This is a genomic window from Phenylobacterium sp. (assembly GCF_036502675.1).
Taxonomy (GTDB): domain Bacteria; phylum Pseudomonadota; class Alphaproteobacteria; order Caulobacterales; family Caulobacteraceae; genus Phenylobacterium.
The window spans coordinates 1-15803 of the sequence record NZ_DASXYF010000129.1; the positions used below are offsets into that span (position 1 = coordinate 1).

General features: G+C 70.9%; 20 protein-coding genes and 2 pseudogenes. 13 read left to right on the forward strand and 9 right to left on the reverse strand.

From position 1 onward, the window contains the following. Positions 1-172, reverse strand: a pseudogene (locus tag VGL30_RS16905) (tRNA (guanosine(37)-N1)-methyltransferase TrmD); the annotation flags it as partial. 92 nt (positions 173-264) lie between these two features. Here VGL30_RS16905 and VGL30_RS16910 point away from each other — a divergent pair. Further along, on the forward strand, positions 265-1122 hold the full coding sequence (locus VGL30_RS16910) for an acyl-CoA thioesterase II (RefSeq protein WP_331541192.1): 858 nt from the start codon (positions 265-267) through the stop codon (positions 1120-1122). A 3-nt stretch (positions 1123-1125) separates the two neighbouring features. Here the strand turns inward: VGL30_RS16910 and rimM are convergent, their stop codons facing one another. Genes rimM through ffh form a run of 3 tightly spaced genes read right to left on the reverse strand, consistent with a single transcriptional unit; the run spans position 1126 to position 3743 of the window. Continuing rightward, a complete protein-coding gene (gene rimM / locus VGL30_RS16915; protein WP_331541193.1) occupies positions 1126-1635 on the reverse strand; it encodes a ribosome maturation factor RimM in 510 nt (169 codons plus the stop codon). Positions 1636-1650: 15 nt separating this feature from the next. Beyond that, positions 1651-2193 (reverse strand): 30S ribosomal protein S16, encoded by a 543-nt coding sequence (gene rpsP, locus VGL30_RS16920; protein WP_331541194.1) that lies wholly within the window; start codon positions 2191-2193, stop codon positions 1651-1653. A 20-nt stretch (positions 2194-2213) separates the two neighbouring features. Further along, positions 2214-3743 carry a signal recognition particle protein gene (gene ffh / locus VGL30_RS16925; RefSeq protein ID WP_331541195.1) on the reverse strand — a complete coding sequence of 510 codons (1530 nt, stop codon included), beginning with the start codon at positions 3741-3743 and terminating at the stop codon, positions 2214-2216. Between the two features lie 884 nt (positions 3744-4627). Between ffh and VGL30_RS16930 the strand changes: the two genes are divergently transcribed. From VGL30_RS16930 to VGL30_RS16945, 4 genes are all read left to right on the forward strand, one after another. Continuing rightward, a complete protein-coding gene (locus tag VGL30_RS16930) occupies positions 4628-5041 on the forward strand; it encodes a hypothetical protein (RefSeq protein ID WP_331541196.1) in 414 nt (137 codons plus the stop codon). Beyond that, positions 5038-5454, forward strand: a complete 417-nt coding sequence (locus VGL30_RS16935; protein ID WP_331541197.1) for a hypothetical protein — start codon at positions 5038-5040, stop codon at positions 5452-5454. The genes VGL30_RS16930 and VGL30_RS16935 overlap by 4 nt, the downstream gene beginning before the upstream one ends. Then, positions 5451-5876 (forward strand): hypothetical protein, encoded by a 426-nt coding sequence (locus VGL30_RS16940; protein WP_331541198.1) that lies wholly within the window; start codon positions 5451-5453, stop codon positions 5874-5876. Before VGL30_RS16935 ends, VGL30_RS16940 begins: the two co-directional genes overlap by 4 nt. Positions 5877-5970: 94 nt before the next feature. Then, positions 5971-6507, forward strand: coding sequence for a methylated-DNA--[protein]-cysteine S-methyltransferase (locus tag VGL30_RS16945; RefSeq protein ID WP_331541199.1), 537 nt, complete (start codon positions 5971-5973; stop codon positions 6505-6507). A gap of 15 nt (positions 6508-6522) precedes the next feature. Here the strand turns inward: VGL30_RS16945 and VGL30_RS16950 are convergent, their stop codons facing one another. After that, entirely contained in the window at positions 6523-6879 is a 357-nt protein-coding gene (locus VGL30_RS16950) for a hypothetical protein (RefSeq protein ID WP_331541200.1), read from the reverse strand. Positions 6880-7025: 146 nt separating this feature from the next. On the opposite strand from VGL30_RS16950, the gene VGL30_RS16955 reads away from it, so the two are divergent. The 8 genes and pseudogenes from VGL30_RS16955 to VGL30_RS16990 all read left to right on the forward strand — a co-directional run bounded on the left by VGL30_RS16955 (position 7026) and on the right by VGL30_RS16990 (position 13949). Next, a complete protein-coding gene (locus tag VGL30_RS16955) occupies positions 7026-7877 on the forward strand; it encodes an aspartate/glutamate racemase family protein (RefSeq protein ID WP_331541201.1) in 852 nt (283 codons plus the stop codon). Positions 7878-7962: 85 nt separating this feature from the next. Next, positions 7963-8859: a hydrogen peroxide-inducible genes activator gene (locus tag VGL30_RS16960; protein WP_331541202.1), complete on the forward strand. Its 897-nt coding sequence runs from the start codon at positions 7963-7965 to the stop codon at positions 8857-8859. Positions 8860-9056: 197 nt separating this feature from the next. After that, the gene (locus VGL30_RS16965; RefSeq protein WP_331541203.1) at positions 9057-9554 is read left to right on the forward strand and encodes a PadR family transcriptional regulator; all 498 of its coding nucleotides are present in this window, start codon (positions 9057-9059) and stop codon (positions 9552-9554) included. 73 nt (positions 9555-9627) lie between these two features. After that, positions 9628-10455: a diaminopimelate epimerase gene (gene dapF / locus VGL30_RS16970; protein WP_331541204.1), complete on the forward strand. Its 828-nt coding sequence runs from the start codon at positions 9628-9630 to the stop codon at positions 10453-10455. Next, positions 10452-11699 (forward strand): annotated as a pseudogene (gene mtaB / locus VGL30_RS16975) (tRNA (N(6)-L-threonylcarbamoyladenosine(37)-C(2))-methylthiotransferase MtaB); the annotation flags it as partial. The gene dapF and the pseudogene mtaB, both read left to right, overlap by 4 nt. Before the next feature lie 107 nt (positions 11700-11806). After that, positions 11807-12745, forward strand: a complete 939-nt coding sequence (gene ftsY / locus VGL30_RS16980; protein WP_331541205.1) for a signal recognition particle-docking protein FtsY — start codon at positions 11807-11809, stop codon at positions 12743-12745. Next, positions 12742-13326: an inner membrane-spanning protein YciB gene (locus VGL30_RS16985; protein WP_331541206.1), complete on the forward strand. Its 585-nt coding sequence runs from the start codon at positions 12742-12744 to the stop codon at positions 13324-13326. The genes ftsY and VGL30_RS16985 overlap by 4 nt, the downstream gene beginning before the upstream one ends. A gap of 86 nt (positions 13327-13412) precedes the next feature. Further along, positions 13413-13949, forward strand: coding sequence for a MarR family winged helix-turn-helix transcriptional regulator (locus tag VGL30_RS16990; RefSeq protein WP_331541208.1), 537 nt, complete (start codon positions 13413-13415; stop codon positions 13947-13949). Positions 13950-14002: 53 nt separating this feature from the next. Here VGL30_RS16990 and VGL30_RS16995 read toward each other — a convergent pair whose 3' ends face one another. From VGL30_RS16995 to ccmC, 4 genes are all read right to left on the reverse strand, one after another. Next, a complete protein-coding gene (locus tag VGL30_RS16995) occupies positions 14003-14254 on the reverse strand; it encodes a hypothetical protein (protein ID WP_331541209.1) in 252 nt (83 codons plus the stop codon). 62 nt (positions 14255-14316) lie between these two features. Then, positions 14317-14847: a DsbE family thiol:disulfide interchange protein gene (locus tag VGL30_RS17000; protein WP_331541210.1), complete on the reverse strand. Its 531-nt coding sequence runs from the start codon at positions 14845-14847 to the stop codon at positions 14317-14319. Beyond that, positions 14844-14993, reverse strand: a complete 150-nt coding sequence (ccmD, locus tag VGL30_RS17005) for a heme exporter protein CcmD (protein WP_331541211.1) — start codon at positions 14991-14993, stop codon at positions 14844-14846. Before ccmD ends, VGL30_RS17000 begins: the two co-directional genes overlap by 4 nt. Then, positions 14990-15718, reverse strand: a complete 729-nt coding sequence (gene ccmC, locus VGL30_RS17010) for a heme ABC transporter permease CcmC (protein ID WP_331541212.1) — start codon at positions 15716-15718, stop codon at positions 14990-14992. The genes ccmD and ccmC overlap by 4 nt, the downstream gene beginning before the upstream one ends. Positions 15719-15803: the final 85 nt, after the last annotated feature.

The following is a 15803-nucleotide window of genomic DNA, read 5'->3' on the forward strand; positions in this document are numbered from 1 at the left end:
CAGCGGGGGTGTCGTCCAGGAAGCCGCGCTTATCCTTGGAAAAGCGGCGAATGTCCACTGTTTCCAGGCTCCAGAGGCCCGTCTCGCGCCAGGCGGTACCGATCAGCGAAACGCCGAGCGGGCCGGGGAAGGCTTCGGGGAACATGGTCAGGACGGCGACGTCGAAGGACATGGCCGCCTTCAAGGCCCGCAGGCGCGTCCCGTCAAGCTCCGGCGCCGGCTCCGGCCTTGCCGCGGGGTCCGGCGGAAGCTAGAGCCCCCCGCATGGACCCTGTCGCCCGCCTGATCGCTTCGCTCGCGCTCGAGCGGATCGAGTTGAACCTGTTCCGCGGGACCACCCCGGCCAGGAGCGGCGACCGGATCTTCGGCGGCCAGGTGATCGCCCAGGCGCTGCTGGCGGCGTATGAGACGGTGGACTCGCGGATCTGCCATTCGCTGCACTGCTACTTCATCCGGCCCGGCGACCCGAAGATCCCGATCCTCTTCGAGGTGGACCGCGCCCGCGACGGCGGCAGCTTCACCACCCGGCGGGTGGCGGCGATCCAGAACGGCCGGCAGATCTTCAACTTCGCCGCCTCGTTCCAGGACGCGGAGACCGGCTTCGAGCACCAGTCGCAGATGCCGCCGGTCCCGGCGCCGGAGAGCCTGCCCCCCCCGGAGGCGAGCTTCCGGCCGCCGAACGGGCCTTCGGCGGCAAGCTTGCTGCGGCGCGCCATGCGGCTGGACGCCATCGAGACGCGGCCGGCGCCGCCCCCGCCGGCCGGACCCGGCGGCACGCCCACGGTGGAGGTGTGGATGCGCGCCCGCGGCGCGATCGGCCCGGATCCGCGCCAGCAGCAGGCGGTGATGGCCTTCACCTCCGACATGGGCCTGATGGGCACCGCGTTCCTGCCGCACCCGCTGACCTGGGAGACGCCCGGGCTGCAGTCGGCCAGCCTGGACCACGCCATGTGGTTCCACCGGCCGTCGGATTTCAGCGTCTGGCACCTCTTCGCCCACGACAGCCCCTCGGCCTCGGGCGGACGCGGCTTCAACCGCGGCTCGATCTTCCGCGCGGACGGGACGCTGGTGGCCTCCGTGGCGCAGGAAGGCCTGATGCGGATGCGGCCGCCGAAAACCTAGCCGCTATTCGGTTTCTTCCGGGCGCACGGCGACCAGCCGGCCCTCGGCGAGACTCACCTCGGGCACGGCCTCGCGGGTGAAGGCCAGCCACCAGGTGGCGCCGCCGGCGGCGGGGGCGATCTCCAGCAGGTCGCCGGCCCCGAAATCCTGCACCGCCCTGACCTGGCCCAGCGGCTCCCCGGACGGCGTCACCACGGAAAGGCCGATCAGGTCGGCGAGGTAAAACTCGTCCTCGTCGTCGGGCGGCGGCAGGCGGTCGCGCGGGATGAACAGTTTCAGCCCCCGCAGCGCGTCGGCCTGCTCCGGGGTGGTCACCTCCCCGACGCGCGCCACCACGCCGGCCTTGGCGGGCCGGGCGGAGACGACGGTCAGGCCGGGCGAGCCGTCCTGGCGCAGCAGGTCGCGGTAGCCGGCGATGGCCGCCGGATCCTCGGTGTAGGTGGTGATCCGCACCTCGCCGCGAACGCCGAACGCGCCGCCGACCACGGCCACCAGGATCAGGCGCTCGCCCATGCGCCGGAGCGCGCCCTAGGCTTCGGGTTCGTCGGCTTCGGCGGCGGGCGCCTCTTCGGCCACGGCCTCGGCGGCCGGAGCTTCTTCAGCGGCGGCGGCTTCGACGGGAGCGTCCTCGGCGGGCGCCTCGGCGGCCGGGGCTTCAGCCTCGACGACGGGCGCTTCCTCGACGACCGGCTCCGGCGCCGGGGCGGCGGCGGCTTCGGCCAGGGCGGCGGCGCGGTCGGCCTCGCGCTGGGTGCGCTCTTCCACGCGTTCCTGGGCTTTCTTGCCGGGCTTGCCCTTGTTGGGGTTGTCGCTGTTCTGCCACTGGGTCAGGCCCCCGGGCGACAGCAGGCGGGCGACGCGGTCGGTGGGCTGGGCGCCCTTGCCGATCCATTCCTGGACCCGCTCCGACTTCACCCGCAGGCGGTCGGCGTGGTCCTTGGCCAGCAGGGGATTGTAGGTGCCGACCTTCTCGATAAAGCGGCCGTCGCGGGGCGAATGGCTGTCGGCCACGACGATCGAATAGAAGGGGCGCTTCTTGGCGCCACCGCGGGCGAGACGGATCTTGAGCATGGGCAGGTCCTTCGAAAATTCTATTTCTTGAAAGGGTTGAGCCCGGACAGACCGCCCAGGCCGGGAAGTTTCAGGCCACCGTCGGACGCGCCGCCGCCGAAGCCCGGCAGCGCCTTCTGGATCTCTTCGGCGCTGGGCGGCTTGCCGCCGCCGAGCGCCTTCAGGCGGGCGAGGTCGCCCCCGCCGCCGCCCGGGCCGCCGCCGCCCATGCCCAGCATGCTGGCCATCTGGGCGAAGCCGCGGCCGCCGCTGCGGCTCATCATCTTGAAGGCGTCGGCCGTCTGGCGGTGCTGCTTGAGCAGCCGGTTCACCTCGGCCACGTCGACGCCGGCGCCCTTGGCGATGCGGCGCTTGCGCGAGGCCTGCAGGATGTCGGGCTTCTTCCGCTCCTGCTTGGTCATGGAGGAAATGATCGCCGTCTGCCGGTCGAGCATCCGGTCGCTGATGTTGGCCTCAGCGATCTGCTTCTTGATCTTCTGCACCCCGGGCAGCAGGCCCATCAGGCCCTCCATGCCGCCCATCTTCTTCATCTGGGCGAGCTGCTCGGCCATCATCTCAAGGTCGAACTGGCCCTTGGCGAGCTTCCTGGCCAGGACCTCGGCCTGGGCCAGGTCGATGTCCTGGGCCGCCTTCTCCACCAGGGCCACCACGTCGCCCTGGCCCAGGATGCGGCCGGCCACGCGGCGGGCGTCGAAGGCGTCGAGGCCGTCGATCTTCTCCGAGACGCCCAGGAACTTGATAGGCAGGCCGGTGACCGCCCGCATGGAGAGCGCCGCCCCGCCGCGCCCGTCGCCGTCGGCGCGGGTCAGCACCAGGCCGGTGAGCGGCAGACGCTCGTGGAAGGCCTTGGCGGTGCGCACCGCGTCCTGGCCGGTGAGGCTGTCGGCGACCAGCAGCGTTTCGGAGGGCGTCGCGATGCGGGCGATCTCGGCCGCCTCCGCCATCATCGCCTCGTCGAGGGTGGTGCGGCCGGCGGTGTCGAGGATGACGACGTCGTAGCCCTGCAGCTTCGCCGCCGAGAGGGCGCGCCGCGCGATGTCCGGCGCCGACTGCCCGGCGACGATGGGCAGCGACTCCACGCCGGCCTGCACGGCCAGGACGGCGAGTTGCTCCATGGCGGCGGGGCGGCGGGTGTCCAGCGAGGCCAGCAGCACCTTCTTGCGCTCGCGCACCAGGCGCAGGCCCAGCTTGGCGGCGGTGGTGGTCTTGCCGGAGCCCTGCAGGCCGGCCATCAGGATCACGGTGGGCGGGTTGAGCGAAAGGTTGAGCCCCTCGGGCTCGCCGTCGCCGCCCAGCATCTCGACCAGGCCGTCGTAGGTGATCTTCACCACCTGGTCGGCGGGACGCACCGAGCGGATCACCGCCTCGCCGGAGGCGCGCTCCTTGGCCTTGGCGATGAACTCGCGCACCACCGGCAGGGCGACGTCGGCCTCGAGCAGGGCCACGCGCACTTCGCGGAGGGCCTCGTCGATGTCCTTGTCGGACAGCACGCCGCGACCGGAGAGCCGGTCGAACACCCCTGACAGTCGTTCGGTTAGTCCGTCGAACACTCAGCCGCTCCTATGGCCAAACACAGCAAGCCCCCGTGGACGATCACGTCGACGGGGGGCCTCGCCGCCCTCGTCCCATATGGTGATGGGGGTCGTGGCGGTGGAGGGCGCTGCAGAGTCTGCGCCGGAAGGGCGCTTATGCGCCTGTGGATGGTTCAGGTCAAGGAAGCGGGGCGCCGCCGCATCAGCCGGACCGATCTCCAGATCGCCGCCGCGCCGCCAACGGTGGAAGCGCCGATCAGCAGCAAGCGCCCGAACACGCTCGACCAGATCCGAACTCACGAAAGCATCTACGGATGCTTCCGGTCCTTAAAATCCCATGGTCAGATGCGAGCCTGCCGTCCAAGCGAAATCAAGGACCGACGGGAGATGGATCGCGTACCGACAACATACGTTCTTCTTTTGTTCTTGCAATCGCCGACCGCATGGCATAGTCTCAACCCTTGGTCATATGCGCACCGAGCGGCTTCTCACAATAGTCGAGGGATTGAATGGCGGGCTCTAACCTGGTTCGACGGGGCGTCGAGAGCATTGAGGAATTCATGGAGCGCAGGCGGCGCGAGAGCGAGAATCTCGGCCGCGATGTAGAGGGCGCTGCGCACGAGGCGCTGGGGCAGGCGATCCGAGCCGGCCGGACGCTGAACCTTCCAACGCCCAGCGACGTCAGAGCCTATGGCGCAAACCTGGCTCAAGCACGCCGGACAGAGACTAAGCGCGCGGGGAGCTCGGCGCGGCCCATTCCCCGGCCGGCAAGCGCCGACACATTGCCGACCCAGCGCCCAATCGGTCAGACCAAGGGGGCGCCTGTCGCGCCGCCGGCGCGCAGGACGACCTCGCTTGACCGAAACCCATATGCGATCGCGGCTGCAGGCCAAGCAGCGCAGATGGCCGGCAACGTCGGCGGGGTGATCAGAGGCGCCTTTCATACGGCCGAAGGTCTCGCCAGCGGAGCGATGTTCCTGGGCCGGATAACCAATCCGTATGACCGGTTGATGAGCGCACCCGGCCAATCCGCAGGTGATCAGGTTTTGGGCGCTGGCAAGAGCGTAGCCGACTACACGAAGAGAGCGCTCGCGAACCCGCAGATCGTCGTCGATGACGTTCGAAATGGCGCACATCAGCTCCGCGTCGATCTTGACTCGGCGGCCACGCCAACCGGTCAAACGGTCCGGGAGGAAGTGGACCACAGACTCGGCATCGGGGCGAACCAGGGCGAGCTTGCATGGAACGTGGGATCGCTCGCCATTGGCGGTCCGGAGATCAACGCCTTGACAGGCTCGGTTCCGCGTCGAAGTTGACCGGCGTCCCAAAGTACCTGGCCCAGGGGTTCAGCCCAGAGGCTGCGGCCCGGCTGGCGAAACCGTACAAGGGCATGGGGCACCATTATGTGCCGCGAGCAATTTTGAAGCATTTGGGCGATGGGCGGGTCGTCCGCGCAATTCGCGACCATCCGCTCATCGTTTCAAAGCCGCGAGGCCTGGATCAAGGCGAATTCTACGAATACCATCGTCGCGTCGACAAATCGGCCCAGGCGAACAGCCTTCTACCCGGAGAAACGTGGAAGGCCAAAGCGCTGGGCCTGACGAATTACGGTCTGATCGGACGGCTCGTGTTCGGTGCGCCAGAGGCGTTGAAATCCACGGTCGGGGGCGTCGCCGGTGGCGTAGGAGGACTCGCCCACGATCTGCAGCATAAGGAGGACACTTGGTGAAGGTCAGGCCGGTCGTCAGATTCGAAGCAGACTTCCCTGACGATTCTATCTGCGACGAGGACGGCTTCGTCATCGGGTGGGGCGGTCGTAACGTCGTGGACGCCATCTCGGAGGTGCTTCGAAAGGCGGGCTATGCGCTCACTGAACCCGAGGAAGAGCCCGAGCACGGTTGGACTTTCCACGCCAATCGCCACGGAACTGAAGTGTGGTTTCAGGTGCAGGCGGCCGGAGAATACTATCTAGATACCGTTCATATGGGTCTCTTTAAGTTCACTAGGAAATCAAAACAGGCATATGTGAACACGTTGAACTTAATAAATGCTTGGATTCAGCAAGATCCACGCTTCAGAAACATCCATTGGCACACCATGGGAATGCCGCCTGAAGAAATGGGCACGTCTGGTCCTGTAGTCGAGGCCTGACGATGGGAGCCTCCGTTCGCTAACGTGGCCCAGCCACTAGGACCACGTCCGAAAACCGCCAGCACCGCACCGCCCTCGGGGCTATATTCGCCCCATGACCCAATACACCCTCTTCGAAACCGCCATCGGCTGGGCCGGCGTCGCCTGGGGCGACGCGGGCCTTGCGGCCGTACACCTGCCGGAGCGCCAGCCCGACACCGCTCACCGCAGCTTCCTGCGCCGGTTTCCCGATTTGCAGGAGGCGGAGCCGCCGCCCGCCATGGCCGCGGTGATCGCCGGCGTCCGTGAGCTGATAGCCGGCGGCAAGCCGGACCTGGCCGATGCGCCCCTGGACCTGTCGCGCACGTCGCACTTTGACGCCCGCGTCTACGCCATCACCCGGGCCATCCCCCCCGGCGAGACCCTGACCTATGGCGAGATCGCCACCCGGCTGGGCGACCGGCTGCTGGCGCGCGACGTCGGCCAGGCGCTGGGCCGGAACCCCTGGCCGATCGTGGTGCCGTGCCACCGGGTGACGGCGGCGGGCGGCAAGCTCGGCGGCTTCTCCGCCCGCGGCGGGGCGGCCACCAAGCTGAGGCTGCTGGCCATCGAGGGGGCGAAGGCCGCGGCCCAGCCGTCGCTGTTCGGCTAGGCCGCGCAGGCGTCCCTACTTCTTCATCATGCCTTTGATTTCGGCCTGGGAGGCGTTGATCACGGCGGCGCCGTTGTCGACGGCCAGCGCCGAGGTGTCGACGGCGAAGGTGTCGGCCCCCATCTGGATGGTGGCGACCTTCTTGCCGGCGGCGTCGGCCTTCACCTGGGTGACCTTGCCGATCGTGGCGCCGGTCTTGTCCTTCACGGTCTGGCCGGTGGTGATGGCGGCGCTGTCGCCCGCCGCGGGCGTCGCGGCGCTGGAACTGGCGCTCGGGGGCGCGGCCGGCGCGGTGTCCGACATCTGGGCGGCGGCGGGAAGGGCGAAGGCGAGAGTCAGGGCCGCGGCCCCGAAGGTGGCGATTGAGCGCATGAGGTTAAGTCTCCCATCTGAGTGGCGATCCCCGACGCCCCGGCAACCTTTCGCAGCTTTGAGACCATGAAACGGCCCTGCCGAGGCCGAAACGGGGCTATCGCCATGGGCTAGGCGACCGGCTCCTGCGCCGCTAAACCCATGACATGAGCATCGGCGTCTTCGATTCCGGGGTGGGCGGGCTGACGGTCCACCGCAAGCTCGTCGACCGCTTCCCCGACGCCGACCTGATCTACCTGGCCGACCAGGCCAACACGCCCTACGGCGGCCGCGCGGGACCCGAGATCGTCGACCTGACGCGGGCGGGCTGCGAGCGGCTGTTCGCCGAGGGTTGCGACCTGATCGTGCTGGCCTGCAACACCGCCGCCGGCATCGCGTTGCGCCGGCTGCAGCAGACCTGGCTGCCCGGCTGTCGCCAAAGCCTCGGCCGGGCGGTGAACGTGCTGGGGATCATCGTGCCGACCATCGAGGCGGCCACCGGCCTGCCCTGGGAGCACGAAGCCGAGCGACGCGGCGAGAAGGTGGAGAAGCTGGACATCCTGGCGGTGTTCTGCACGCCGGCCACCGCCGCCAGCCGGGTCTATGAGATCGAGATCGACAAGCGGCGGCAGGACGTGGCGGTGTTCGCCGAGCCCTGCCCGGACCTGGCCGGGATGATCGAGACCGGCGCGGGCGCGGCGGAACTGGCCCAGGCGGTGAACCGGCACGTGACGGCGATCGCCACCCGGATCGGACGGGCGCCGGACCGGGCGATCCTCGGCTGCACCCACTACGAGATCGTGGCCGACCTGTTCCGCGCCGCCCTGCCGCCGGGCACGCCGCTGATCCACCAGCCGGACGCGACGGCCGACGCGCTGGAGCGCTATTTCCAGCGGCATCCGGAGTTCGCTTCCGGCCGCGCCGGTGTGCGCCGCTTCCTCACCACCGGCCGCCCGGGGGCGCAGCACAGCCTGGTGGAGACCTTCTGGGGCGGCCCCCTCAGCTTCGAGCGGGCGTGAGGACGGGCTCGTTCGCGTCCTCCAACTATATCCGTCCAATCGATAATATTTGGGTCTGCCATAGGAGAGGCCTATATATTCAGGCATGCTCCCGACCCTCCGCCAGCTGCAGTACCTGAAACTCCTCGCCGAGCACGGCGCCTTCGGCCGGGCGGCCGAGGCGGCGCACGTCACCCAGCCCACCCTGTCGGCCGGCATCCAGGAGCTGGAGCGCACCCTGGGCGCGCCCGTGGTCGACCGGGCCCGCTCCGGGGTGATCCTGACGCCGGTGGGCGAGGAGGCGCTGCGCCGGGCGCACATAATTCTCAACGAGGCCGAGGAGCTGATGCAGGCGGCGCAGAACGCCGGCAAGCCGCTGACCGGCCGTTTTCGCCTGGGTGTGATCCCGACCATCGCCCCCTACCTGCTGCCCCGCGCCCTGCCGGCGCTGCGCAGGCAATTCCCGGACCTGCGGCTGTTCCTGCGGGAGGACCTGACCCAGCGGCTGCTCACCAACCTGAAGGCGGGCCAGCTCGACGCGGCGCTGATCGCCCTGCCCTTCGACATCACGGGGCTGGGCTGGGCGCACGTCTCCGACGACGAGCTGCTGGCCGCGGCCCCCGAGGACCACCCGTGGGCCAGGTCGGCCAGCGTCGCGCCCTCCGCCGACGACACCGTCGACCTGATCCTGCTGGAGGACGGCCACTGCCTGCGCGACCACGTGCTGGCCGCCTGCGGGCTGAAGCCGCCCAGGGCCGCCGACGACGACCAGGGCTTCGCGGCCACCTCCCTGCCCACCCTGGTGCAGATGGTGGGCTCCGGCCTGGGCGTCACCTTCCTGCCGGCCATGGCGGTGGAGGCGGGGCTGACCTCGACGGTCCCGGTGGCGGTGCGGCCGCTGGCGGTGGCCCATCCCAGCCGCGAGATCGTCGTGGTCTGGCGCGCCGGCTCCAGCCGGGCCGCCGAGGGCCGCCTGCTGGCCGAAGTGCTGCGCGACGCCTGAGCTGACGGCTCCCGCTCTCGGGGCGCCCGCCGCCCCGCGCCCTTTTCTCACAAACCGCCCGACCGTCCCCTCTTGCACTCAGACATAGTTTCGATATATCTACGTTATAGACGTATCGAAATAGGATCTAAATTATGCACAGACATTTTTGGCGGGGCCATGAGCACCATGCCCGGGAGGGCTTCGGAGGCCGTCACATGCGGGGCGGCTTCCATGGGCGGCACGGCCCGGGCGGACGGATCGGGCGGTTCCTGGAGCACGGGGACCTGCGGTTCGTGGTGCTGGCCCTGCTGGCCGAGCAGCCGCGGCACGGCTACGACCTGATCCGCGAGCTGGAGGAACGCACCGGCGGGGCCTATCGCCCGAGCCCGGGGGTGATCTATCCGACTCTGTCGCTGCTGGAGGACGAGGGCTTCGTCGTTCCGAACACTGCGGACGGACGCAAGCAGTACGAGATCACCGATGAAGGCCGCGCGGCCCTGGAGAAGGAGCGCCCCGCCGTGGACGCCGTCTTCGGGCGGATGGCCGAGGCCCAGGCGCAGTCCACCCAGACCGGACCGCGGATCCGCCGCGCCATGGAGAACCTGGCCTCGGCCCTGCGCATCCGGCTCTCCAGCGGCGAGGTCGGCGACGCGCAGGTCGAGACCATCACCAAGGCTATCGACGCCGCCGCCGCGGCCATCGAGCGGGCATAAGCCGCGCCCTCCCCCGCCCGCCACGGGATGGGGGAGGCAAATTCGCCCAATCTCGACTATATGTGCGGCCGTCATGAGCCGCCCCTTCCTCAAGATGAACGGCCTCGGCAACGACTTCGTCGTGGTCGAGACCCGCAGCGCGCCCTTTGAGCCCAGCGTGGCGGAGGTGCGCGCCATCGCCGACCGCCAAGTCGGCGTGGGCTGTGACCAGCTGATCCTGATCGGGGAGTCGGACCGGGCCGACGCCTCCGTCCGTTTCTGGAACGCCGACGGGGTGGAGATCGACGCCTGCGGCAACGGCTCGCGCTGCGTGGGCCTGCTGCTGATGCAGGCTTCTGGCCGGGACGAGGCCAGCTTCGAGACCCGGGCCGGCCTGCTCACAGCGCTGAAGGCCGGCGAGGGCAAGGTCAGCGTCGACATGGGCGAGCCCGGCCTGCGCTGGGACCAGATCCCGCTGTCCGAGGCCATGGACACCCGGGGGATCGAGCTGCAGGTGGGGCCGATCGACAACCCGCATCTGCATACGCCCGGCTGCGTCTCCATGGGCAATCCGCACGTGGTGTTCTTCGTGCCGGACGCCGACACCGCCCCGGTGCGCCAGTCCGGCTCGCTGATCGAACACCACCCGCTGTTCCCGGAGGGCGTCAATGTCGGCTTCGCCCAGGTGAAAGCGCGCGACCGCATCCGCCTCCGGGTCTGGGAACGCGGCGCGGGCCTCACCAAGGCCTGCGGCACCGGCGCCTGCGCGGCGCTGGTGGCGGCGAGCCGGCGCGGGCTGGCGGACCGCAAGGCCACCCTGGAGCTGGACGGCGGCGACCTCACCATCGAATGGCGGGCCGCGGACGACCACGTGATCATGACCGGCCCCGCCAAGCTCGACTTCGCGGGGGTGCTGCCGTGAGCGAGGTGGACGTCGTCACCTTCGGCTGCCGGCTGAACGCCTATGAGAGCGAGGTGGTGCGCGCCCGCGCCGCGGAGGACGGGCTGGCGGACGCGGTGATCTTCAACACCTGCGCGGTGACCGCCGAGGCGGTGCGCCAGGCGCGGCAGGCGATCCGCAAGGCCAGGCGCGAGCGGCCGGGCGCGAAGCTGATCGTCACCGGCTGCGCGGCGCAGATCGACCCCGCCGCCTTCGCCGCCATGCCGGAGGTCGACCTGGTGCTGGGCAACGCCGAGAAGAGCGCGCCCGGCGCCTATGTCCCGGCGCCCGGGGCCGGGCGCGTGCGGGTCAACGACATCATGAGCGTGCGCGAGACCGCCGGCCACCTGATCGACGGGCTGAAGGAGCGGGCGCGGGCCTATGTGGAGGTGCAGAACGGCTGCGACCACCGCTGCACCTTCTGCATCATCCCGTTCGGGCGGGGAAACTCCCGCTCGGCGCCGGCCGGCGAGGTGGTCGAGCAGATCCGCCGCCTGGCCGCCCAGGGCTACCGCGAGGTGGTGCTGACCGGCGTGGACGTCACCAGCTGGGGCGCGGACCTGCCGGGCGCGCCCAGCCTGGGCCAGCTGGTGGCGCGGATCCTCAAGCTGGTCCCCGAGCTGCCGCGGCTGCGGCTCTCGTCCATCGACGCGGCCGAGATCGACGCCGACCTGATGCGCTGCCTGGCCGGGGAGCCGCGGCTGATGCCCTACCTGCACCTGTCGCTGCAGGCCGGCGACGACATGATCCTCAAGCGGATGAAGCGCCGGCATTCCCGCGCCGACGCCCTGCGGCTGGTGGCCGAGGTGCGCGCCGTGCGGCCGGATACGGCCTTCGGCGCCGACCTGATCGCCGGCTTCCCCACCGAGACCGAGGCGATGTTCGAGAACACGCTTTCCCTGGTGGAGGCGGCTGGGCTGGCCTTCCTGCACGTCTTCCCGTTCAGCGCGCGGCCCGGCACGCCGGCCGCGCGGATGCCGGCCCTGCCGCGCGCGGAGGTGAAGGCCCGCGCGGCGCGCCTGCGCGCAGCCGGCGCGGCGGCGCTGGCGCGGCATCTGGACGGCCAGGTGGGACGCGCCGTGTCCGGCCTGGTGGAGCGGCCCGGCCTGGCCCGGGCCGACGACTTCACCGAGATCGACTTTGCGGGCGATGCGCCGGTGGGCGAGATCGTCGGCCTGCGCATCACCGGCCACGACGGGCGCCGGGCGATCGGGGAATTCCTGACGCCCTTCCCCCTCCAGGGGAAAGGGGACAGTGCGGCGGAGGAGCGGGAGGCCGCCAGGTCCGGGGCCGCGCTTTCCCTTTCCCCGCCGGACCTCTAGAACCCCCGCCCATGACCGAACCCAAGAAGGGCTGGCTCCAGCGGCTGACGCAGGGGCTCTCGCGCTCGTCCAAGGCGATGGGCGAGCAGCTCGCCGGCGCCTTCGTCGCCAGGGCGCCCCTCGACCAGGCCAAGCTGGACGAGTTGGAGGACATGCTGATCGAGGCGGACCTGGGGCCTCACTCGGCGGCGCGCATCACCGCCCGCTTCGGCGAGGGCCGGTTCGGCCGCAGCATCGGCGAGGACGAGATCAAGGAGGCCCTGGCCCAGGCGATCGGCGAGGAGCTCGGCAGCCGCCAGGGCCGCTTCGACGCCCTCTCCGGCCCCAGGCCCTATGTGGTGCTGTTCATCGGGGTGAACGGCTCGGGCAAGACCACGACGCTGGGCAAGATCGCCGCCGAACTGCCCGGCGGCGGGGCCAGGGTGCTGATCGCCGCCGGCGACACCTTCCGCGCCGCGGCGGTGGAGCAGCTGGAGATCTGGGCCAGGCGGGCCCGGGCCGACTTCATGTCCAAGCCCACGGGGGCCGACGCCGCGGGCCTGGCCTTCGAGGCGCTGGAGAAGGCGCGGGCCGAGGGCTACGACGTCCTGCTCATCGACACCGCCGGCCGGCTGCAGAACAAGCAGGGGCTGATGGACGAACTGCACAAGATCATCCGCGTGCTCAAGAAGCTGGACCCCGACGCCCCGCACGAGACCCTGCTGGTGCTGGACGCCACGGTGGGGCGCAACGCGCTGGCCCAGGAGAACGTCTTCGGCAACCAGATCGGCGTGACCGGCATCGTCATGACCAAGCTGGACGGCACCGCCCGCGGCGGGGTGCTGGTGCCGGTGGCCCAGGCCTCGGACTCCCCCATCAAGCTGATCGGGGTGGGCGAAGGGATCGACGACCTGCAGCCCTTCGACGCCCGGGCCTTCGCCCGCACGCTGGTGGGGCTGGAGAGCGCATGAGCCTGTCGTCCAAGGCCCGCCCCTGGGTCCGCGCCGCGGTGGACTACGGCGCGCCGCTGGCCTTCTTGGTCACCTTCCTGATCACCCGCAGCCCGATCACGGCCACCTGGGGGTTGGTGGGCGGCGCGGCGGCGGCGCTGCTCGTGGGCTTTGCGACCGAGCGGCGGGTGGCGCCCATGCCGCTGGTGGCCGGCGTCGCGGCGCTGATCTTCGGCGGCCTGACGCTGGCGCTGCACAACGCCGTCTTCATCAAGATCAAGCCCACGGTGCTGAACCTGGGCTTCGCCGGCTTCCTGCTGGGCGGGGTGGCGCTGAAGCGCAATCCGCTGAAAGCGCTGCTGGGCGAGGCGGTGCACCTGCCCGACGGCGCCTGGCGGACGCTGACCCTGCGCTACGGGGTGTTCTTCCTGTGCATGGCGGCGCTGAACGAGGCGGTGTGGCGCACCCAGACGGAGCAGACCTGGGTCTGGTTCCGTTTCCCCGGCCTGCAGATCCTGGCGATCGTCTTCTCCCTGACCCAGGCGCCCTTCATGATGAAGCACGCCAAGGAGCACGAACCGCCGCCGCCGCCCACCGAATAGGCCGCGGGCGACCGTCCGTCGTCAAACCGACGCAAAGCCGCGATAGTGTCCGTGCCCGGATAGACGGTGCGAGGGACGGACATCCGATGTCGAAGGCCAAGGACAGGGGCGGGGTCGCCATCCTCGACCGGTCGCCGAGCCATCTGCTGCACCGGGCGCTGCAACTGGCCCTCGATCTCTACGCCGAGGAGATCGGGCCGGACGGGGTGACCCAACGGCAGTACGCGGTGCTGGCCGCCGTGGCCGACAACGAGGGCGGGACGCAGAGCGACCTGGTCAGGATCACCGGCATCGACCGCTCGACCCTGGCCGACATGGCCCAGCGGATGATCGCCAAGGACCTGCTGGAGCGGGAGCGCTCGGCCGTGGACGCGCGGGCCAATGCGGTGCGCCTCACCGAGGTCGGCCGCACGACCCTGGAGGCGGTGCGGCCCAAGGTGGCCGCGGCGGACGTGCGGCTGCTGAAGCTGCTGTCCGGCGGCGGCCGGCGGGACGCCTTCGTCAACCTGCTGCGCGACCTGGCCCGGGCGGGCGACGACGGCGAGACGCCGCAGGGCGGCAAGCGCAAGAAGCCGAAGGCGGAGAAGCCGCCGGGGAAGAAGAAGCGGAAGAAGGCGGCCTAGGCTCGGCGGCGACGCCGCGCTTGCCCTTCTCCCGCAAGGGGAAGAAGGGGTTTCTACACCTTGATGTCCAGCAGCGAGCCCGGCCGCAGGATGCGGGCGGGCGGCTCGGCGGCGGGGTCGGGAATCCGCTGCACCGGCTGGGCGAAGACCGTGGGAATCGTGGTGGTAGCCGCCGGGGCCGCGGCGGCTGGGCCGGAGAGCGCGGCCTGGAAGAAGGCGCGTTGCGCGGCCGAACGTGCGGCGTCGGCCTGCGGCGAGGCGGCCGGGCGCTGGGGCTGCGGCGATGTCGGGCGGACCGGGGTCACGGGCGGTTCACGAACATGGTTAATCGCCTGGTTACCATGTCGGCGCGCCGCTCAACAGACGGTTAACGCGCCTTGTCGACCCGAGCTTGGGCCAGCAGGGCCTGGGCGTCGTCCGGGCCCATCGGCCCGGTGTGCTTGGCGAGGATCACGCCGCGGGCGTCCACCAGGTAGGTCTCGGGCACGCCGGTGACGCCGAACTCCACGCCGGCGCGGCCGTCGCGGTCCACCAGGCGGACGGCGAAGGGGTCGCCCAGGCGGGTAAGGAAGGCCCGCGTGTTCTCCGGGGCGTCCTTGTAGGCGACGCCCAGGATGCGGACCTGGTCGGCCTTCAGCGCGCGGAGCACCGGGTGCTCGATCTCGCAGGGGGCGCACCAGGAGGCGTAGAAGTTGACCAGCGCCGGGCCCTGGCCCCGGGCCGCGGCGAGGGCGACGGGGCGGCCGTCCTCCAGCGCCGGCAGGCTGAGGGCGGGCATCGGCTTGCCGACCAGCGCCTGGGGATCGACCTGCGGGTTGCGGTGCAGGGAATAGGCGGCGAACAGCACGGCCAGCGCCGCCAGGGCGATCAGCGGCAGGGCCGCGAGCCAGCGGGTCATCGCCGGTCCCGGCCCTCGGCGCGGCGGCGCCAGCGGCGGGCGTGGCGCAGCGAGGCCACGATCAGCACGGCGAACACCAGGGCGGTGATCCCATAGGCCGGCCAGACGAAGGCGGCGTAGCGGCCGGCGTCGAGATCCAGCGTCACGCGGCGGCCCGTCGCTGCTCGGCGGCTTCGGCCCGGCGGCGCCAGACCTCGCCGCGGATGCGCACCAGCCACAGCGCCCCGAAGGCCGCGGTGTAGGCCAGGCCCATGAGCCCCAGCGGCCAGAGGTAGACCGGCGGCATGGCCGGCCCCCCGGCCCGGAACACCGAGGCCCCCTGGTGCAGGCTGTTCCACCAGGTCACCGACCCGTGGATGATCGGGAGGTTGACGAGGCCCACGAGCGCCAGGATGGCGGCGGCGCGGCCGGCCTTGGCCTCGTCGTCCAGCGCGCCGCGCAGCGCCATATAGGCCAGGTAGAGCAGCAGCAGCACCAGGACCGAGGTGAGCCTGGCGTCCCATACCCACCAAGTCCCCCACATCGGCCGCCCCCACAGCGAGCCGGTGACCAGGGCCAGGAAGGTGAAGCCGGCGCCCAGGGGCGCGGCGGCCGCGGCGGCCGCGTCGGCGAGCGCGTGGCGGAAGACCAGGGCCAGGAAGCTGGCGACGCCCAGGCAGAGGTAGGCGAACATGCCGACCCAGGCGGCCGGCACGTGGATGAACATGATCCGCACCGTGTCGCCCTGCTGGTAGTCCTCGGGCGCGGTGAAGCCCAGCCACAGGCCCGCCAGCCCCAGGGCGACCGCGACCGCCCCGATCAGCGGCGCCGCCCAGCGCGAAAACGCCATGAAGCGCTCTGGATTGGACAGGAAGGCGGGCGCCGGGATCATGCCGCGGGCATTAGCCCCCGCCGGGTCGCCGGGCAAGCGGCGGGGCCGGAGACGCCTCCCCCCCGGGGAGAACTTCGCAGGCCGG

Coding starts and splice junctions, on each gene's coding strand:
- VGL30_RS16910 (WP_331541192.1), top strand. CDS start 265: ATGGACCCTGTCGCCCGCCTGATCGCTTCGCTCGCGCTCGAGCGGATC.
- rimM (WP_331541193.1), bottom strand. CDS start 1,635: ATGGGCGAGCGCCTGATCCTGGTGGCCGTGGTCGGCGGCGCGTTCGGC.
- rpsP (WP_331541194.1), bottom strand. CDS start 2,193: ATGCTCAAGATCCGTCTCGCCCGCGGTGGCGCCAAGAAGCGCCCCTTC.
- VGL30_RS16930 (WP_331541196.1), top strand. CDS start 4,628: ATGGCCGGCAACGTCGGCGGGGTGATCAGAGGCGCCTTTCATACGGCC.
- VGL30_RS16945 (WP_331541199.1), top strand. CDS start 5,971: ATGACCCAATACACCCTCTTCGAAACCGCCATCGGCTGGGCCGGCGTC.
- VGL30_RS16950 (WP_331541200.1), bottom strand. CDS start 6,879: ATGCGCTCAATCGCCACCTTCGGGGCCGCGGCCCTGACTCTCGCCTTC.
- VGL30_RS16955 (WP_331541201.1), top strand. CDS start 7,026: ATGAGCATCGGCGTCTTCGATTCCGGGGTGGGCGGGCTGACGGTCCAC.
- VGL30_RS16960 (WP_331541202.1), top strand. CDS start 7,963: ATGCTCCCGACCCTCCGCCAGCTGCAGTACCTGAAACTCCTCGCCGAG.
- VGL30_RS16965 (WP_331541203.1), top strand. CDS start 9,057: ATGCGGGGCGGCTTCCATGGGCGGCACGGCCCGGGCGGACGGATCGGG.
- dapF (WP_331541204.1), top strand. CDS start 9,628: ATGAGCCGCCCCTTCCTCAAGATGAACGGCCTCGGCAACGACTTCGTC.
- ftsY (WP_331541205.1), top strand. CDS start 11,807: ATGACCGAACCCAAGAAGGGCTGGCTCCAGCGGCTGACGCAGGGGCTC.
- VGL30_RS16985 (WP_331541206.1), top strand. CDS start 12,742: ATGAGCCTGTCGTCCAAGGCCCGCCCCTGGGTCCGCGCCGCGGTGGAC.
- VGL30_RS16990 (WP_331541208.1), top strand. CDS start 13,413: ATGTCGAAGGCCAAGGACAGGGGCGGGGTCGCCATCCTCGACCGGTCG.
- VGL30_RS17000 (WP_331541210.1), bottom strand. CDS start 14,847: ATGACCCGCTGGCTCGCGGCCCTGCCGCTGATCGCCCTGGCGGCGCTG.
- ccmC (WP_331541212.1), bottom strand. CDS start 15,718: ATGATCCCGGCGCCCGCCTTCCTGTCCAATCCAGAGCGCTTCATGGCG.